General features: G+C 43.7%; 12 protein-coding genes. 8 read left to right on the top strand and 4 right to left on the bottom strand.

Going from position 1 to position 17,137, the window contains the following annotated elements; translation table 11 throughout:
* Nucleotides 1-56: 56 nt before the first annotated feature.
* Entirely contained in the window at nucleotides 57-2,447 is a 2,391-nt protein-coding gene (locus tag F0251_RS03125) for a response regulator (RefSeq protein ID WP_171730292.1), read from the bottom strand.
* Between the two features lie 88 nt (nucleotides 2,448-2,535).
* Here F0251_RS03125 and F0251_RS03120 point away from each other — a divergent pair, with 88 nt between their 5' ends.
* On the top strand, nucleotides 2,536-3,294 hold the full coding sequence (locus F0251_RS03120) for an ABC transporter substrate-binding protein (RefSeq protein WP_171730291.1): 759 nt from the start codon (nucleotides 2,536-2,538) through the stop codon (nucleotides 3,292-3,294).
* Between the two features lie 125 nt (nucleotides 3,295-3,419).
* Here the strand turns inward: F0251_RS03120 and F0251_RS03115 are convergent, their stop codons facing one another.
* Both F0251_RS03115 and F0251_RS03110 read right to left on the bottom strand, forming a co-directional pair.
* Nucleotides 3,420-3,980, bottom strand: a complete 561-nt coding sequence (locus F0251_RS03115; RefSeq protein WP_105058623.1) for an NADAR family protein — start codon at nucleotides 3,978-3,980, stop codon at nucleotides 3,420-3,422.
* 189 nt (nucleotides 3,981-4,169) lie between these two features.
* A complete protein-coding gene (locus F0251_RS03110; protein ID WP_004736928.1) occupies nucleotides 4,170-4,364 on the bottom strand; it encodes a PA3496 family putative envelope integrity protein in 195 nt (64 codons plus the stop codon).
* 362 nt (nucleotides 4,365-4,726) lie between these two features.
* Between F0251_RS03110 and F0251_RS03105 the strand changes: the two genes are divergently transcribed.
* Genes F0251_RS03105 through F0251_RS03095 form a run of 3 tightly spaced genes read left to right on the top strand, consistent with a single transcriptional unit; the run spans nucleotide 4,727 to nucleotide 6,971 of the window.
* Entirely contained in the window at nucleotides 4,727-5,551 is an 825-nt protein-coding gene (locus F0251_RS03105; protein WP_105058622.1) for an ABC transporter ATP-binding protein, read from the top strand.
* Between the two features lie 8 nt (nucleotides 5,552-5,559).
* Entirely contained in the window at nucleotides 5,560-6,492 is a 933-nt protein-coding gene (locus F0251_RS03100; protein WP_061033985.1) for an ATP-binding cassette domain-containing protein, read from the top strand.
* Nucleotides 6,489-6,971, top strand: coding sequence for a transcriptional regulator (locus F0251_RS03095; RefSeq protein WP_171730290.1), 483 nt, complete (start codon nucleotides 6,489-6,491; stop codon nucleotides 6,969-6,971). Before F0251_RS03100 ends, F0251_RS03095 begins: the two co-directional genes overlap by 4 nt.
* A gap of 380 nt (nucleotides 6,972-7,351) precedes the next feature.
* On the opposite strand, the gene F0251_RS03090 is transcribed toward F0251_RS03095, so the two are convergent.
* Complete coding sequence (locus F0251_RS03090) at nucleotides 7,352-9,331, bottom strand: replication initiator protein RctB domain-containing protein (RefSeq protein ID WP_116871120.1); 1,980 nt, start codon at nucleotides 9,329-9,331, stop codon at nucleotides 7,352-7,354.
* Nucleotides 9,332-10,612: 1,281 nt separating this feature from the next.
* On the opposite strand from F0251_RS03090, the gene F0251_RS03085 reads away from it, so the two are divergent.
* The 4 genes from F0251_RS03085 (at nucleotide 10,613) to F0251_RS03070 (ending at nucleotide 17,136) form a co-directional block, all read left to right on the top strand.
* Nucleotides 10,613-11,830, top strand: coding sequence for a ParA family protein (locus tag F0251_RS03085; protein ID WP_171730289.1), 1,218 nt, complete (start codon nucleotides 10,613-10,615; stop codon nucleotides 11,828-11,830).
* 5 nt (nucleotides 11,831-11,835) lie between these two features.
* On the top strand, nucleotides 11,836-12,810 hold the full coding sequence (locus F0251_RS03080) for a ParB/RepB/Spo0J family partition protein (RefSeq protein WP_102425412.1): 975 nt from the start codon (nucleotides 11,836-11,838) through the stop codon (nucleotides 12,808-12,810).
* 92 nt (nucleotides 12,811-12,902) lie between these two features.
* Nucleotides 12,903-15,038, top strand: a complete 2,136-nt coding sequence (locus tag F0251_RS03075) for a GNAT family N-acetyltransferase (protein ID WP_171730288.1) — start codon at nucleotides 12,903-12,905, stop codon at nucleotides 15,036-15,038.
* Between the two features lie 427 nt (nucleotides 15,039-15,465).
* Nucleotides 15,466-17,136: a DUF342 domain-containing protein gene (locus F0251_RS03070; RefSeq protein ID WP_171730287.1), complete on the top strand. Its 1,671-nt coding sequence runs from the start codon at nucleotides 15,466-15,468 to the stop codon at nucleotides 17,134-17,136.
* The last annotated feature ends 1 nt before the right edge of the window (nucleotide 17,137 follow it).

The raw sequence follows: 17,137 nt of genomic DNA, 5'->3' as shown, positions 1-17,137 counted from the left end.
CCGACTGATTAGGTCGGAGTTTTGGGTTCTCACGATGAGATTTAATGGCGCGCGGACTAAACAATCTTCTGTTCACCTTCACCTGTTAGTTCGCTTTTATCAGACAAAAAACTCGCGACAATCTCTCTCAATTTACCTTGATTCACGGGTTTAGGTAAAAACTCATCCATACCCACATCAAAACATAAGTGCTTATCTCTCTGCACTACGTTAGCTGTCAGCGCCACAATAGGAATATGTTTCGACGTCCCTTCTTCGAGTGCTCTAATTTGTTTTGTCGCTTCAAAACCATCGAGCACTGGCATCTGACAATCCATGAAGATCATTTGATATTCGTTGTGCTTAAACTTATCGACTCCGACTTTACCGTTGTCGGCAATATCCACTTCAAAACCAAGCTTTTTGAGCATCATCTTGGCAACTTGCTGATTGACTCTAGAGTCTTCAACTACCAGTACTTTACCGCTAAACAACCCAGTTTCAGATTGAGGCTTAGACTCCTCAGCCTTGGCGCTCTCTTTCGCCACTACCGCTGGTTTAGTGGTTGGTACAGGCTCATTGTCCTTAAACGCGACTTCACCTCGGTTTGGATAGGTGAAGGTCGAGGTGTCCGCCGATCTCGCTAATACCTCACTGATGGTCCACTTAAGCTGGTTATCTTGATATGGGCGAGCAATGTAGGCAATAAAACCCACTTGTTTGGCATGCATTTCGTCTTGCTTACGAGGGTCGGCAGAGATCATAACTAGCTTAGGGCAGGCTTTGCCCAAGCGCTCTATCAGGTTTCTTGCAAGCTGGAACCCGTCAATAGAAGGCATCACTTTATCAATCAACACTAAGTCGTAAGGCGAAGCGTTTTCGACAGACTCTGAAACGAGCTCTAGCGCTTGGGTTGCGGTTTCACAGCATGTAGAGGACACACCAAAAGACTGTAGCTGTGTCGAGGTGATACGCATGTTAAGTTGGCTATCATCTACCAGCAACACCGAGACCTTATTGAAATCGATATTACTCTCGTCGAGCTCCAAACACGGATCAAAGTCAGCCACAAAGTAAAAGGTACTGCCCTTGCCTTCGATACTGGTTAGCTCAAGCTTGCTGCCCATTAAGGACACTATCTTATCGCATATGGTCAGGCCCAATCCTGTGCCGCCGTAAATACGAGTGGTGCTGCCGTCGGCCTGCTGAAACTTATCGAATACCGATTTTTGTTTATCTTCTGCGATACCAATACCGCTGTCAGCAACTTCAAATCGAACTCTCAACTTCTGCTCAGGCTCGATCACTTTTTCTAAGCGAAGAGAAAGCGTCACATGACCTCGCTCGGTAAATTTGATGGCGTTGCCGACTAAGTTATTCAGTACCTGTCTGAGCTGGGTTCCATCTCCGATCACCATGGTTGGGATCTTAGGGTCTATCTCCAATTGGAATCGTAAACCTTTTTGTTCGGCTTTCACTCTGAAGGTCGATTCAACATCGGCTGCAATACCCATCATTTTCATTGGTTCTTGTTGCAGTTCTAAACGTCCCGCTTCAATTTTCGAATAATCCAAGATGTCGTTAATAAGGTCTAGAAGAGTTAACGAAGAGGTATTGAGCATGTTGACGTACTCTTTTTGCTCTTTCGGCATATCCATTTCTGAGAGCAGAGACGAAAGTCCGATAATTCCATTCATTGGAGTGCGGATTTCGTGGCTCATGTTAGCCAAAAATTCACTCTTGTTGTGGTTAGCAACTTCAGCCGTCTCTTTGGCTTTAATCAACTCTTGATACTGTTGACGAATGCGTTCAATTGATTGGTTGTAGCTGTTTTCCAACGTCGATATTTCATCTTTATAAGTAGAGTCGGTTGGCGTTAAAAAACGTGGTTTATTGTCTTCAACTTGCTGCTCGTTTATCTGAGAGGACATGGTCATTAAGCGTTTGACAACCAAGCGATAAACAATGGCCAAAGAGACCAATGACAGCAAAAAGATTTTCACGGCTTCAAAAGCGAGTAGCAACAGTACTCGTTCTTCGAAGTCATTGAGGATCATACTTAAATCGGATTGCACCGTGAGGGTGGCCAGTGGGAAGTCTTTGCCCCCCATCTGATACACCATTTCCCATGACTGAGAATATGACTGCCCTGTCGTTGGGCTGCCAAGCTCTAAGATTTTTTCATCAGGGCTTTCGATAAGGAGATAACTGACCGAAGGAAGGCGGGAGATGCCCTCTGCTTGCACAAACAACTGAGCACGATCTTCAACCCATAGACTTGACGTCAAGCCAGAAAGGTAGCCTGCTTTAACCTGTTCGATCTGAGAACTAATAAAAGAAACTCGATTTTGGTACTCCACATACAGCCCCAGACCTGTCACTATAACTGTGAATAAGGTACTGATAGCAATGATGGCCCCGATCAACTGTCGAGAGAGTCCAATATAGCGTTTTCCTTTTTTCACCATATAAAAATTACCAATGTTGTTATCTTAGTAAACTACAATTACTCAACTAGTATAGTAGTAGTCATTCATCAAATAACTAGGGAAGGTTATGAAAAAACATCTTATCGTTGCATCCATAGTCAGTTTGTTTTCAAGCAGTTATGCTTTCTCAAGCGAGCCTCTTCACTACTACATTATTGCGAGCCAAGCGCAACCTTTTCAGATAGAAACTGACGGGTCATCCCACAGAGGAATCGTTTCTGATATTGTTGAAGCAGTGTTTGACGATAGCCAGTACGAGATTAACTACCATACCTACCCTTTTAATCGAATGATTGACAAGCTAGATGCGAGAGAGAACCCAAATTGGGTAACTTACGGCAGCCCTAGCTGGGGGAACATCCAATCAGTCAACCTATCTGAAGAGCCAATTTACAATGTAAAACACGTATTGCTGAGTAGCGGTAAAAAGCCGTTCGAGTTCAATACGATTGACGATTTAGATGGCAAGGCTGTGGTATTGCTGGTGGGATTTGAATATCCAAACTTAGAGCCTTACATCCAACAAGGTAAGCTCAATGAGATCCGAGTAAAAGATTACACCGCAGCGTTTCGTGTCCTGAACCGAGCACCTGGTGATACTGTGTTTGTCGAAATGGAATCACGAATCAAATACAACCTCAACGAACAGAAGCTAAGCATTGATGATTACCAAATGCAGGATTTTGGTTCCATCATCAACAACTACCCTATTCATTTAGCTTTCGACCCAGAAATGGATCCTAAGCTCGAGACTTTTATTAACCAACGCCTAGACCAAATGAAAGACGATGGGCAGCTCGATGACATCGTCCAAAGTTACTTATAGTACTAGCGTCAATCTGTGGCTCGTTAGCGCACTCTAGCGACTTCGGATACCGGAACTACAGAAATACAAAAGGCCGCTCTGTTTTTAGCATACAAGCTAACCAGAGCGGCCTTTTTAATGTGTGCTTAATGTGATGTGATCAAGTGCAGTTGTTGGGTACGAAGTTGTTGGCGTACTGCCATTAGAATCTCACCCAAATGGTTCTCACCACTTCCGTCTCCCCCATCCCCCCAAAAAGGGTCTTTATGTGAGTGCTCCTTGATCACTGAGTCACCAGTTCCCGTCAGGAACAGAGCAAATTGTGGGTTCTGTTTAAACTTTTCGGTGACAATGAAACGCATCACCTCAACACGAACATCGTACCAATCGTCTCGAACTTGGTCTTCATATTGGCGACTTAATGAAAATGCTTCTGCGGGTGTGCAGGCTTCAAGAATCATGTTTCTAAGTGCTGGTGAAACAAACTTCATCGCCTGATAGTAATGTTCACTGGTTGCCCAAACTTGACCATCCACTTTGATAGGACAAGCGGCAAAATTAGACAAATATCCATTCGGATCTTCTGGTTCATAAAACAAGACTTCTTCAGCTTGAGCCACAGAATTCGACATAGCCTTCTCCTCACCAATGACATCGCATATTTTTGCTTTACCTTTAAAATTAGTGGCGTCACATATTGCTGTCAAACAACTTAGTTCAAGAGTATGCCGTCAGCCTGTTTTTATACGTAGAAAGAGAGTTACAGAGAGGAGTAATACGATTGAATAGCGACCAAACAAAGTTAGGAAACCAGCTTGAATGGGGTAGGCAGTAAATAAAGTACTTATAAATCAAAGGGTGGCGCTGAGCCACCCTCTTAAATGCAATTGGGGATATTAGTGAATAAGACCCAGCTCCCTCGCTTCTTCCAGACTCAAACCGCTTTCTCTAATTTCTCTTAGAGCCTCGATACGACGACGAGCTTCAGCGGACTTCATTTTCTTTTCTGGTTTGAAAGATACTTCTTCTTCAGCATCCCACTTGTTTGCAATATTTGTCATTTCATCATGGTTGATAGAATTAATGGACATGTTTTCCTCCGAAAAGCACCATGTAATGGACAGGTAATCTGTAGCAAATGCTATTTCGCTTGTTAAGAAATTCTGCACTGAAATGTGATGATTCCGACGCTTCACAAAGCTAATTAATAAATAGCTCATTTAAACTTTGCCAAAGCCATTTTCTGCCATTACATTTAAAAGATTCCCCATAAGAAATGTGGTTTGATCCAACTCTCACTTTCCTCCCTCTCATTTCTTGTTTTACCCTGAAAATTCCTGAAATTCTCCAAGATAAATTTCGAGGCACTTCATTGTTTTTGCGCTGATCGCTTTCACTAAATCCAACACATGCTAATGATAATGGTTATCAATATCATAACTGAGTATCAATCATGTCTATGGAAAAACCAGATACACCGCTTCTTGAAGTGAAGAATCTATGCGTCGACTACATCACCGACGACGGTGACTTCAATGCCGTAAAGTCCGTCAGCTTTAGCATAGGGCAAGGAGAAATCTTTGGCCTGGCCGGCGAGTCAGGTTGTGGCAAGAGCACCATCGCATTTGCTATTAACCGACTTCACAAGCCGCCCGCATTCATCTCTGGCGGTCAAATACTTTTTGATGGACAAGACCTACTGAGACTATCTGACAGCCAGCTTAATACATTACGCTGGAGTGAGATCGCCATGGTGTTCCAGAGTGCCATGAACTCACTCAACCCTGTATTAACTATCGAAGAACAATTTGCTGACGTACTACGCCACCACAAAGGAATGAGTGATGAACAAGCCAAGGACCGCGCAGAAAAGCTGCTCGACCTAGTGAATATTCCTCGCCATCGCCTGACCGAATACCCTCATCAATTTAGCGGCGGTATGCGTCAACGATTAGTGATTGCGATTGCTCTCGCGCTCAATCCCAAACTGATCATCATGGATGAGCCAACTACGGCTTTGGATGTCGTCGTTCAACGAGAAATATTGCAACAAATACATCAACTCAGAGAAGAATTCGGCTTCTCAATCCTGTTTATCACCCACGATTTAGCCCTGATGAGCCAGCTGTGTGACCGCATTGCCATTATGCGTCATGGCAAGATAGTTGAAGTCAATCAAGCCTATGAGATTCGCAATAACCCTCAGCACTCCTACACCCAAAAGCTGTGGAGTTCATTCCCTAATATTCACGAACATGCTCACGCCACAGCGTGCTAGGAGCCTCAATGTCACAACCAATTATGCAAGTAAAAAACCTCGTTAAAGAGTTCACCGTAGGTGGTGGATTTGGCAAAGAGGAGATATTTAGAGCCCTACATGGCGTGAGTTTTGATTTATACCCAGGAAGAACGCTAGCACTCGTTGGCGAGTCAGGCTGCGGAAAGAGTACCTGTGCGAGGCTGATGACCAAAGTTTACCCACCGACAGAGGGCGAGATCCTGTTCAATGGCAAAGACATCTCAACCCTCAACAGCCGCAAAGACATCTTGGACTACCGCAGCCGAGTACAAATGGTGTTCCAAGACCCGTTTGGCTCGTTAAATCCGACACATACTATAGAGCACCACTTAACACGCCCTCTCAAGATTCATAAGCAAGTCGCCAACAAACAAGCGCTAGCAGAGCGCCTAGAAGAGTTATTAACGCTGGTGGAGTTACCCATTGAAACATTGGCTAAGTACCCTCACGAGCTCAGTGGAGGCCAAAGACAAAGGGTTAACCTAGCAAGAGCACTGGCTGTTGGCGCTGAGGTCATTCTTGCCGACGAGCCCACCTCCATGCTGGATGTTTCGATTCGACTTGGCGTACTTAACCTAATGCAAAGAATGAAGAAAGAGCTCGGGATTGGCTTTTTGTACATCACCCATGATCTCGCCACCGCACATTACATCGCAGAAGAGACAGCAGTTATGTACAAAGGACAGATCGTCGAATGGGGATCCACTCAGTCGATCTTGACCAATCCTCAACACCCATACACCAAGCTATTGATATCTGCGGTGCCAGATCCTGATCTACCGTTTGGCGAACTCGTTAAAAATGAACCAAACTATTCAATAGACGCTGATCGTATTCGAGAGCAAAGCAGTGAAATACAGCATAACGTTAAGCAAGTTGCTGATAATCACTTTGTAAAACAATGGGATAATGTTGCATGAATGAACTAGACACTTGGTTAGAGCGGATCGGAGATTGGTACAAAGCCCGAAAGCATGATCAAGTGGAACGGTTAGAACCTTTGATCTTAACGCCTCCAGATGCACTCTGGGGGCCGTTGATCACGGATGACCAAAGCAAAGGCATCGCATGTTGGTTAGATGGCTGCCTGAGAATCTTTACCTTCTATCGACAGCCGAACGAAAATGCACACCATCAAGAAAAGGCTTACCAATACCTAATGTTTGCTTACGGCAAGCTGCAAGCAGTGTCGTGTGACCCTAAAGCAGAGCCAGACTTGCAAGAGTGGTGTACTCAGCGGGTTCAGCACCTGTGTGTGCTGGCTCTAGAGTTTGCTAATCAGCAGCAGGAGCCGCGCTGGCAAGCAGAATCAGAGAAGTTGATCGAGTCACATGTCCGCTTTATGGCCAGGCATCCCCGAAACGATGATCAAGGTAATGTAAAACATCAGATTCACTGATCACCGAGTTATTGATCTGATACTTTTTCATAAAAGTTTTCATCGGTAGCGATGAGTTGGATCCATGAAAGCATGATCTAGCCTTGATCATGCTTCGGTAGGGAATATCTTAAGCTGTTGATTTTTAATAGTTAGGCGGATTTTAGACAAAAAAAAGCGAGTCCCTTGGGGGAACTCGCAAAAATCTATTCAGTATGATGTAACAAAATATGAGCCAATCTATTAATCAATAAGAAAGGACAAAAGGTTGTCTATTCGGGATAAATAATAATCAACCGAGTGCGCTACTTTGTCATCACTTTGTCAGCGTTAGGTGCGGTTCTTATCAACACCTAATGTGTTTCAAAGACCCATTCATAGCACTGAAAACTGGCACTGAATTAATGACCTATCGCCATTTCATCCAACGCTAGGAACACATTTTCATCCAAATGCCCTTCGTGAACTTGCTTACAGACCTTACGACGCACTGCTAAGCCTGAGATAAGACGTTCAATCGAAAGGTGGCGATTACTGTTACTATCGCGATCGTTATACAGCTCAATTAACTTACTTAGTGTTTCGTAAGGAATGATCTCATCCCCTACTCTCAGCCAATCAAGCTTCTCAATAAGCTCTGAACACTCTTCTTTGATTGAGGCATGTGAGTGCCCTGTCATAGCAGATAAAGCCGTTATACTGCGTTCTAGAGCCTCTGCAGAGGTATATTTAGAGAGCGTTATCATGATCTCATCAGCGTTAATCTCTACAGAGTGCTTACGTTGTTTAACGCGACGTCCTAACTTGCCTCTTGGTGATGGTGCTTTACGCTGGATTGGCTCGAACTCTCCATCAATGATTTCAGACAGCTCTTCCAGCTTCTGCTTGGAAACCATTTCGTTACGAAGCGGGTTCGGTAGCGTCGGTGCCATATTACGTTTGCCGGCGTTAGTAGTTCGTGCTCTTGAGTAACGCAGTACTTCTTCCACGTTACACTTGATATCTACTTGATAATCCGTCGTTTTGCCTTTTTCGATCAACGCGGTGATCGTCAAGTGATAACCCCAAAGGTTAACCAGGAAGGTATCTTCATGCTCCCCTACTTCGCCCAACTTTCTGAGTTCACGGATCAGATCCATCGAGAACCGACGCCAATCGATGTTACGCGCCAGTTTCTGGTTGAGCTCACTGAGCAACATACAATCTGAATGACGACGTGCCATGCGGCTTCTAAAGTACGAATACATTTGGAAGACCAAGGTATGTTGCTTCAGAATTTCTGGTGGAAATAGGAAGAAATAATCACGCGTCAGCAGCTCTTCGTAGAACGAAGGTTCCCAAACCAAGATGTATAGGTTCGGTTTAATGCGAATTTCGCCGTCAGAGCCCTCTGTAGGCGCTTCTTCCGATGCGGTAATGGTTCTAGCTAAGAATCGGAAACGATCACTCTTAAAGCCTTCTGGCATGTTCTCACTAAGCCAGCGGCCTGTAAGCTCATGCAGTTGGAAATCAGTGAATTCAATACGATCAATACTGTCGCGGATCGAATCACGTGCTGGGCCGCTGTCTTTCTTGCCACGCAAAGACAAAATATCAGTGATGTAGAGTGGTGTTTTGTTCGGTGTGTGTTTCGCGTCTAGATGGTAATCATCTTGGTGATGATCATGATATTGAACGGTGAGCGTGAATAACGCGAATAGCGTCATCAGATCGTCAACAGTCATGATATTTTTAGAAGATCGTGTCTCGATCACTGCTCGAGTGCCAGAGATCGAAACCATAGATTTCTGGTAGCTCTTACGAGTTCTAGGCGGCGCTAACGCTTGATCAATAATCCCCGCCCAATTGGTTGGCGAAACAATGAATTGATCCGCTTCATCTTTCATTGTTGGTGGGGTATTCAGTCCATGTTCATTCAGTAAGCGCTTGTTTACTTTGGTTTGAGCTAGGGCTTTAGAGCGCTTTTGCTTTTCATTTTGCTTCACGCTTTCTGTTACTAAGCTGGTTGCACCCAGTACCGATATCAATTGGTTTGGGTTCACAAAGCGATGCAACATGGTTTTACCAGCAAGGCCTTCTTCAAAGCGAACGGGGATTTGTTTGAACAATCCAATATTGACTGCTGCTCTTAGCCTTTGCTGTAAGGCAGCGCGAGTGACTTGACCATCTGTTGATTCGATAATCTCAGTGGTGGAAACGTACCCGTCTTTGCTACTAAACCCACGAAGTGAAATTAGGTTAAGAAGCTCAACTATGCTTTTGGTGACACCTTTGAAGTGTTGATATTGTTCTATCCATTCAACGGCTGTTTCAGATACCTCAAATAAATGACCATCTTTGTGGCTTCGTGCCTTAATTAACAATTTCTCTTCTGGTTTCATTTTTGATCCGTATCACACTAACCGTAATTTCACTATAGTTCCTGAATGATAAAGAAAGAATGATCATAAATAAAGAGAATTTATTGGCTTTTAAATAACTGATCTTTTTGATTAATATGATCTTAAATGATTAAGTGATCTAATGATCTGGCTGTAAGTTTGCTTTTAAGTTGCTGAATTTAAACTGTTAAATAAAATTCGCTTAGAAAGCATGATCATAAGTTACTCGAAACGATGATCATAAAACAGAAGAAAGCATGATCACAACGAGTCAGAACGATGATCATTAAGTCATTGTAAGCATGATCATTATTGATTCGAAAGCATGATCATTATGGTTATACAGCTTATCCACAGCCGATCTTTGTCTACTTTGCTTCGAAGTACTTATTTGCTGGCAATGTGGATATTTTTGATTATCAATGTATCGGAACGATGATCAAGTAAGTCGGTATTTTTATCGTTCCTACCCCCTTTCGTACAAAATCCACTCAATATTGATTACTCATTACTGATTTTGAGCTTCGGAAAGAGAACCCGTTAAATATAGGAAGCATGATCATGAAATTGTCATGTTTACGTATTCTCAGCTCGTGTCGATTGAATTTCCTAGTGTTTAAGCCTTATGAGCCTTGAATCCCCATTCCAAAAGCATTCGTCCGTAAGTTAGCCCTGAAAATATATGCTTCCGGAACGATATCTGCTTGATCATTTTTCCGGAGATTGATCATTTGGAGCGCGCATTTTAGTGGATCAATATTGGGGACCATAAGCCTTGATCATGCTTCATAATATGCGCTTATCAATCCAAGCATATGTGATGAAACCCATGATCATTCTTCCGTCGTCGTCGGCGACACGATTGTTCGTTTGGCCAGCTGACGACTAAATTTTAGGTCTGCGAGTTATTTATCTAGCATCAATCAACTCTGTTATTGAACGCGTATGTTCATCACCTGTTTCACAATCTATATTCGAATACAAATCACATCTACCGTAATCTATGGTTGTATTTCAATCGTTCCGAAGGTTTTTCTTCATATTCGCATTTACATTGTAAATAAGTGATACTGTAACATTTAAAATCTAAGGAGAAATTAGGCTCGTTATACACTATGAAAATGGTCAAATTTGTATTCGTTTTAGATACTATTTCATCAAACTGTAAAAATTCAGTCTATTTTATGTGATTTTACTCATAAATGTATGTTCATGTTTTTGTTGTTTTTATTGTTAATCGCTGTACAATTTGTACTTAGTTAATCATTACGGAAACTGGCAATGAAAAGAGAACAAACGATTGATAAGCTCTATCAGCTAGCCGAACAAACTCAACAAGTTCAGGCTGACCGAATTGAGATTATTTTGGAAGAGCGAAGTGATGAGCATTTTCCGCCTATGTCTAAGGCTATGATGGAGACTCGTTCTGGTTTAACTCGTCGTAAATTGGATGAAGCTATCACTAAGCTTGAGGCGGAAGGCCATCAGTTTACGAAGAATAATGCCAACCATTACTCGATTTCATTGACCGAAGCTCACATGCTAATGGACGCGGCTGAAGTGCCAAAGTTCCACCAACGTAAACAGCATGCGGGCAATAAGCCATGGATTATCAACGTACAGAACCAAAAGGGTGGTACGGGTAAATCAATGACAGCGGTTCATTTAGCGGCATGTTTATCTTTGAATCTTGATAAGCGTTACCGCATCTGTCTGATCGATTTAGATCCACAAGGCTCACTGCGTTTGTTCCTAAACCCACAAATTAGTGGTGCTGAGCACGATAGCATTTATTCTGCTGTTGATATCATGCTGGACAACGTGCCTGAAGGCCAAGAGGTTGACCAAGAATTTCTGCGCAAAAATGTATTGTTGCCAACACAATATCTAAACCTAAAGACGATTTCTGCGTTCCCAGAAGATGCAATGTTTAATGCTGAAGCGTGGCAAAGCCTTTCTCAAGATCAGTCTTTAGACATTGTTCGTCTTTTAAAAGAGAAGCTTATCGATAAAATCGCGGACGATTTTGATGTGATTATGATTGATACTGGCCCTCACGTAGACCCGCTTGTATGGAACGCAATGTACGCGTCTAACGCACTGTTGATTCCATGTGCGGCGAAGCGTTTGGACTGGGCTTCAACGGTTAACTTCTTCCAGCACTTACCAACCGTCTACGAAATGTTCCCGGACGATTGGAAAGGGCTTGAATTTGTTCGTCTGATGCCAACCATGTTTGAAGACGACAACAAGAAACAGGTATCAGTACTGACTGAAATGAACTACCTGTTGAATGACCAAGTCATGATGGCAACCATTCCAAGAAGCCGCGCATTCGAGACTTGCGCAGATACTTACAGCACGGTTTTCGACCTTACTGTGAGTGATTTTGAAGGTGGTAAGAAGACTCTGGCTGTCGCTCAAGACGCGGTACAAAAAAGTGCTCTAGAATTAGAGCGAGTATTACATAGCAACTGGCCTTCACTTAATCAGGGATAACAAGAATGGCAATTAAAACATCTGACTTAAATGCAAAGCTATTTGGTAAGGCGAACAAACGTCGTGTTGCTACGCCTCAAGAAGCGCAAACGGCTGCTAAAGAACAGGCTCAAGTGATTGAGCTTTCTGTTGCTGGCGAAGATTTAGTTTCATTTGAATTGGTCCGAATTCCTGCTTCTGAAGTAGCAACTCGCACCGTTGTTTTTGAAGAGAATGCTCGTGAGCAATCTTTCCTAAACGAACATGCTCTTTCTGATGTTCTGACAACATTGAAAGAACGCGGTCAGCAATATCCAGCAGTTGGTCGTAAAAACAAAGACGGTAAGATTGAAGTTCTTGATGGTAGCCGTCGTCGTATGTCGTGTATTTTGGCTGACAAAGAGTTCCTTATCTATGTTGCTGAAAACATTAACGGCGAACACGCTAAGTTCTTATCTGACGTTGCAAATGCTCATAAACCACTTTCTCTGTACGAGAAGGGGAAAGAGATGCAAGCGAAGCTTGATAAAGGCGAAGCTGAAGACCAAAAAGCGCTAGCAAAAATGTTCCAATGCAGTGAGGCGCTAGTAAGTGGTGCATTGAAAGCAGCCGCTTTGCCACTGGAATTACTGCAAGCTTACCCAAATGTGAGCGATCTTGGTCGCCCAACCATTGTTAAACTGCATAAACAATTCAGCGGCCTGACTGACGACCAACAACAATCGTTACTGACTAAGTGTGATGCGTCTGAAGGCTTTGTGTGGCAGCGCAGCGAAGCACAAGGTGTAACTCGTTTAACTAAAGACGTAACGGAAACACTAGAAGGTTGGATTCTTGAACTGGCTCCTGCGCCAGCGAAAAAAGCATCACCTAAAGTTGAGCTTATCAAAGGTCGTGCTTCATACAGCCGCAAGGGCTCAAATCTAGCGCTAAACCTGAAGAAAGTTGACGATGCAACGATGCAAGAAATCCTAGCGTTCGTGCAATCGAAACTCGACTAAGTAAATTTCTTTCCAAACTTCTCTAAAGCCGCTTTATGCGGCTTTTTATTTGGCTGTGATAAACTGTGTTTAGATGAATCTGGACACAAATTATGACAAGCCTAACCAACACGTTTCTGCATACACTTTCCGATATCGCTCAACATAATGACCACCGTTACGGCGTGGTGTTTAATGGCAGTGCGACATGGCAAAATTCCGCTATCTCTACCTATCTAATTGGCGCAAACACACAAAGTGTTTTCCAAATCGGTGGCACTCCGTTTGAAGGGGTAATGCATGCACCAGTAAAGAAAGGTCAGCAACTTCTCGGTCGCGAATGCCAAGTGTTGGTGTGTGATTTTAGAGAGCAGTTTGATGCAAACGGTTTTAGCGCTGCGCTTGGTGCGTTAGTGGGAGGTGGATTATTGTTGGTGCTGCCACCAAACATAAAAGATCCTGAACACACCGAAGAATCGGCGTTTGGTGAATGTTGGCTCAAAACTCATTTTGATAAACTCATCTTAGTTTCCCAAAGCGACGAAGCGTCGGGATTGAAGTGCAGTTACGATTCGCTTCCGCAAAAACGCATTGAAGCAACCCGTCTAAATCGATTTGAGCAGCAGAATATTGCTGTTGAGTCGGTCAAGAAAGTGGTGTCTGGTCATCGAAAGCGTCCTTTGATTTTAACTGCAGACAGAGGCCGTGGTAAAAGCTCGACGTTAGGTATTGCAGCAGCGCAGCTTTTGGCTGAACGTCCAGGATTCAAAATTGTTGTGACAGCTCCATCTGTTAAGGCCATTGAGCCTGCTTTTTCGCATGCGCAGCAAAGACTCGACGGTTGTGAAGTTCTTAATGCTACTCATGTTTGCTACCAAGGTGGCAGCCTTAGATTTGTCGCGCCAGACGAATTACTAAAATCCAAGCCTGATTGCGATCTGTTGTTGGTTGATGAAGCAGCGGCGATTCCCATTCCAATGTTGAAGTCTATGGTTGATAGTTATCACCGTATGGTTTTTTCAACCACGGTTCATGGCTATGAAGGGAGCGGTCGAGGTTTCGGAATCAAATTCGAAGCATGGCTTTCTAAGCATCGCCCAGGCTGGAAAGGATACAGACTTGAACAGCCTATCCGTTGGAATAATAACGACCCGCTTGAAGCTTGGTTGTTTGATTGTTTCTTACTTGGTGCAGCCTCATCAAATGATATGGCAGAGCGCAAGGTTGAAGTGCTTTCTAATGAGAAACTCAACTCACTAAGTTTGGTCGAGTTATCCAAGCAAGATTGTTTAGCTAACCCAAGTAAACTCCATCAATGTTTCTCTCTGCTGGTTGATGCTCATTATCAAACATCTCCAAATGACCTGATGCAGTTCCTAAGCAACCCTGCGATTCAATTGTACGCCGTGTGGCAGCAAGAAGAGTGTTTGGGTTGTATGTTGGTCACGCAAGAGGGTGGGTTAGACAGTGAATTGATTTCCCAGATTCAAATTGGAAAACGCAGACCACAAGGTCATCTTGCTCCTGTGTTGTTAGCTAATCAACTCGGAGCCACACAAGCAGCAACGAGCCACTGTATCAGAGTGATGCGTATTGCTGTATCAACACGTCATCAAGGTTTTGGTATTGGCAGTTGGATGTTGGATAAGTTGTCGCAACACATCGAACAAGCCGACTACTTAGCGACGAGTTTCGGCGCGACCAGTGATTTGATTGCATTCTGGCGTAACAACGATTTTGCTCCCGTACATATTGGCCACCAGCGTGATCAGGCAAGTGGTTGTCACTCTGTGCTAATGGTTAAGCCTCTTAATGCCAATTCTGAAACTTGGGTCAGCCAACTTCTGCATCATTTTGAGCGCAGCTTTTGTTTTGTCGTTTCGGGTTCACTTGCCTCTCTTGAAGTCGATATGGTGCGTGCACTGCTGCCAACTTATTGTGAATCAATCTGCGAGCTTGAAGCCCAACTTATCAAGAACTATGTTGATGGAGGCAATAGTTACGACAGCATTGGCTACAGTGTGTTGAAGTTGGTGCTTATTAGTAATGCACGTCAAGCTCAGGTAGCCCTCCTCGATTCTACGAATATTGCTTACTCTTGCGTTTCTGATTTGTTGCTTGCTAAAGTCGTTCAACAGAAAGGGTGGGGGAGCTGTGTTGAACAGTTTAACTTTATTGGGCGTAAGCAAGCAGAGGCTCAATTTCGAAAAGATGTCGAAGCCTTACTCGCTAATTTACAGTGTAAATAGCGACAGCCGATTTCAAACGAGATTTACAGTGTAAATTAGAAGGTTGAATTTACACTGTAAACTGCTTCTTAACTTCTTACCTTCTTAACTTCTTACCTTCTTACCTTCTTACCTTCTTACCTTCTTACCTTCTTACCTTCAAGCCACAAAGCCCATTTCTGATTTCATTGTCTCCGTTTCTTGTCGAGCTAAGGCAAGTCGCCACATTAGCGAAGCGTAAAACTCCAAATTACAACGTTCAGAGAATAACGCTTTGTATCGGTAAAGGTGAGGCAAATCATAAAATGGGTAAGTCTTATTTATGAGTCATCTTTGCAGTCACGAAAGTAAGTGATGTGACGCTGATTATTATAATGTGACGATTCTAAGCTCAGATTGATTTATATAGACTGAATAACAACTGAGTCATTAGGGATACTCAATTCGAATGTGGGATAACATCGTTACACTGTCGGAAGATGAGCAACAAGTGATGGCACGTCTGCCGTCAGGATTTGTGGTCGACGCAAGCTTTGACAATAAGACACTGCCACCAGCCTTGGAAGCGATAGACGCATCAAGTTATTTTCTTTTCGAAGAAGAAGTGCTGCGTTTTGTCTCTCTTGCTAAAGAAGGTAAAGGGGAAGCTTACGAAGGGGTTCTGATTGCTGAAGTTCGTGATGCCAGTGTAGAGGTGCAATTATCAGATGACGAGATGTTAGCGAGTCTTGTTGTCACAGGTCCATACCGCGGAAACCCACTGCGTGGTAGTGACATCATTCATTGCCTTGCTCAGGCCCATATCACGAAAGGGATTAACAAGTTAGCTCTAAGAAAAGCCTTGATGATGAGCAGTAAACTTAGGCCTGGTGAAAAGTTTACTCAACCTGTCGCCAAAGGTACTCAGCCGGTCAGGGGCAAGGACGCTAAGTTTGCAGCTCTTGTAGAAGACATTACACGCCAAGTTCTTAAGCCCCGTAGTAAAGACGAAGGCAAGATTGATATGCGGGATTTGGGAGAAACCATCACCGTTGGATTGAATGACCAACTGATGAAGCGTACTCCCGCGACCAAAGGCGTCGCTGGCTTTACGGTCCAAGGTCGAGTCATCCCACCAATCCCTGGACAAGACAGTTTAATCAAGCCTGGCAAAGGCACTTACATTTCTCCAGACGATCCCAATTTATTACTCGCTTCCCACCCAGGCTTACCCATCATTAAAGATCGAACCATCGAAGTGGATGACGCATTGTGTGTCAGTAATGTCGATGTCACGACTGGGCACGTAAAGTTTAAAGGTAATGTGTTTGTCTCTGGCAACATTGAACCAGGAATGGTTGTGAAAGCCACGGGCAGCATTACCGTCGGCGGCTTTATTGAATCAGCAGAAGTTCAGGCTCAAGGTGATATTAAAGTTGCGAAAGGTATTATCGGCCACACAACCAAAGAGGGAGAGCCGAAAAGCTGTAAGGTATTTAGCAAAGGCTCTATCACGGCAAGCTATGCCCAAAACGCCGAGTTACAGACAGCGAGCGATATTCGCCTTGGTGTACACAGTATGAGTAATGAAATTCGCTGTGGTAACAACCTTATCGTGATGGACTCTCTCAAGAAGCACGGCACACTCAGTGGCGGTGAAGCGAAAGTCGGTGGTAAGGTGGAGTGCGTTTTCTTGGGCGTTGAGGGGGATACTGCTACTAAGGTTCATGGTTTTGCTCGTTATGATGGATACCGACAGAAGATTGCTGAACTCAAGGAAATCTACAAACACGCTCAAGAACAGACTATGGACGTGATTCGCCAAGAGCTCGAGTTTAAGAAACTACCTAAAGCAGAGCGAAGCGAAGAACAAGCGTTACAAATAGAGCAGCAGCGCGAGAAGAACAATCACGCCATAGAAAGCACTAAACAAAAGCTGGATACTCTGGAAGCGGAATTTGAAACGAACCTTGCGGAGTGTACCGTCGAAGCACACGAAAAGGTTTATACACGAGTCACCGTGCAGTTTGGTGATGAAACTGTGACGACCAAGCGCACCCATGGGGGAAGTGTGTTTTCCTTCAATCAATACGAGATTCAATGTTCCTTTAAGATGGAACAAGAAGACATTTCACTATAAA

Origin of the sequence: Vibrio sp. 070316B (genome assembly GCF_013114115.1) — a bacterium.
Classification (GTDB): domain Bacteria; phylum Pseudomonadota; class Gammaproteobacteria; order Enterobacterales; family Vibrionaceae; genus Vibrio; species Vibrio chagasii_B.
Note: the sequence above shows the minus strand (reverse complement) of the source record. Positions and strands in the feature narration are given on the sequence as shown.

Bases quoted from the DNA above. Each gene is read 5' to 3' on its own strand.
- F0251_RS03125 (WP_171730292.1), bottom strand. From the start codon at position 2,447: ATGGTGAAAAAAGGAAAACGCTATATTGGACTCTCTCGACAGTTGATC.
- F0251_RS03120 (WP_171730291.1), top strand. From the start codon at position 2,536: ATGAAAAAACATCTTATCGTTGCATCCATAGTCAGTTTGTTTTCAAGC.
- F0251_RS03110 (WP_004736928.1), bottom strand. From the start codon at position 4,364: ATGTCCATTAATTCTATCAACCATGATGAAATGACAAATATTGCAAAC.
- F0251_RS03105 (WP_105058622.1), top strand. From the start codon at position 4,727: ATGTCTATGGAAAAACCAGATACACCGCTTCTTGAAGTGAAGAATCTA.
- F0251_RS03100 (WP_061033985.1), top strand. From the start codon at position 5,560: ATGTCACAACCAATTATGCAAGTAAAAAACCTCGTTAAAGAGTTCACC.
- F0251_RS03095 (WP_171730290.1), top strand. From the start codon at position 6,489: ATGAATGAACTAGACACTTGGTTAGAGCGGATCGGAGATTGGTACAAA.
- F0251_RS03090 (WP_116871120.1), bottom strand. From the start codon at position 9,331: ATGAAACCAGAAGAGAAATTGTTAATTAAGGCACGAAGCCACAAAGAT.
- F0251_RS03085 (WP_171730289.1), top strand. From the start codon at position 10,613: ATGAAAAGAGAACAAACGATTGATAAGCTCTATCAGCTAGCCGAACAA.
- F0251_RS03080 (WP_102425412.1), top strand. From the start codon at position 11,836: ATGGCAATTAAAACATCTGACTTAAATGCAAAGCTATTTGGTAAGGCG.
- F0251_RS03075 (WP_171730288.1), top strand. From the start codon at position 12,903: ATGACAAGCCTAACCAACACGTTTCTGCATACACTTTCCGATATCGCT.
- F0251_RS03070 (WP_171730287.1), top strand. From the start codon at position 15,466: ATGTGGGATAACATCGTTACACTGTCGGAAGATGAGCAACAAGTGATG.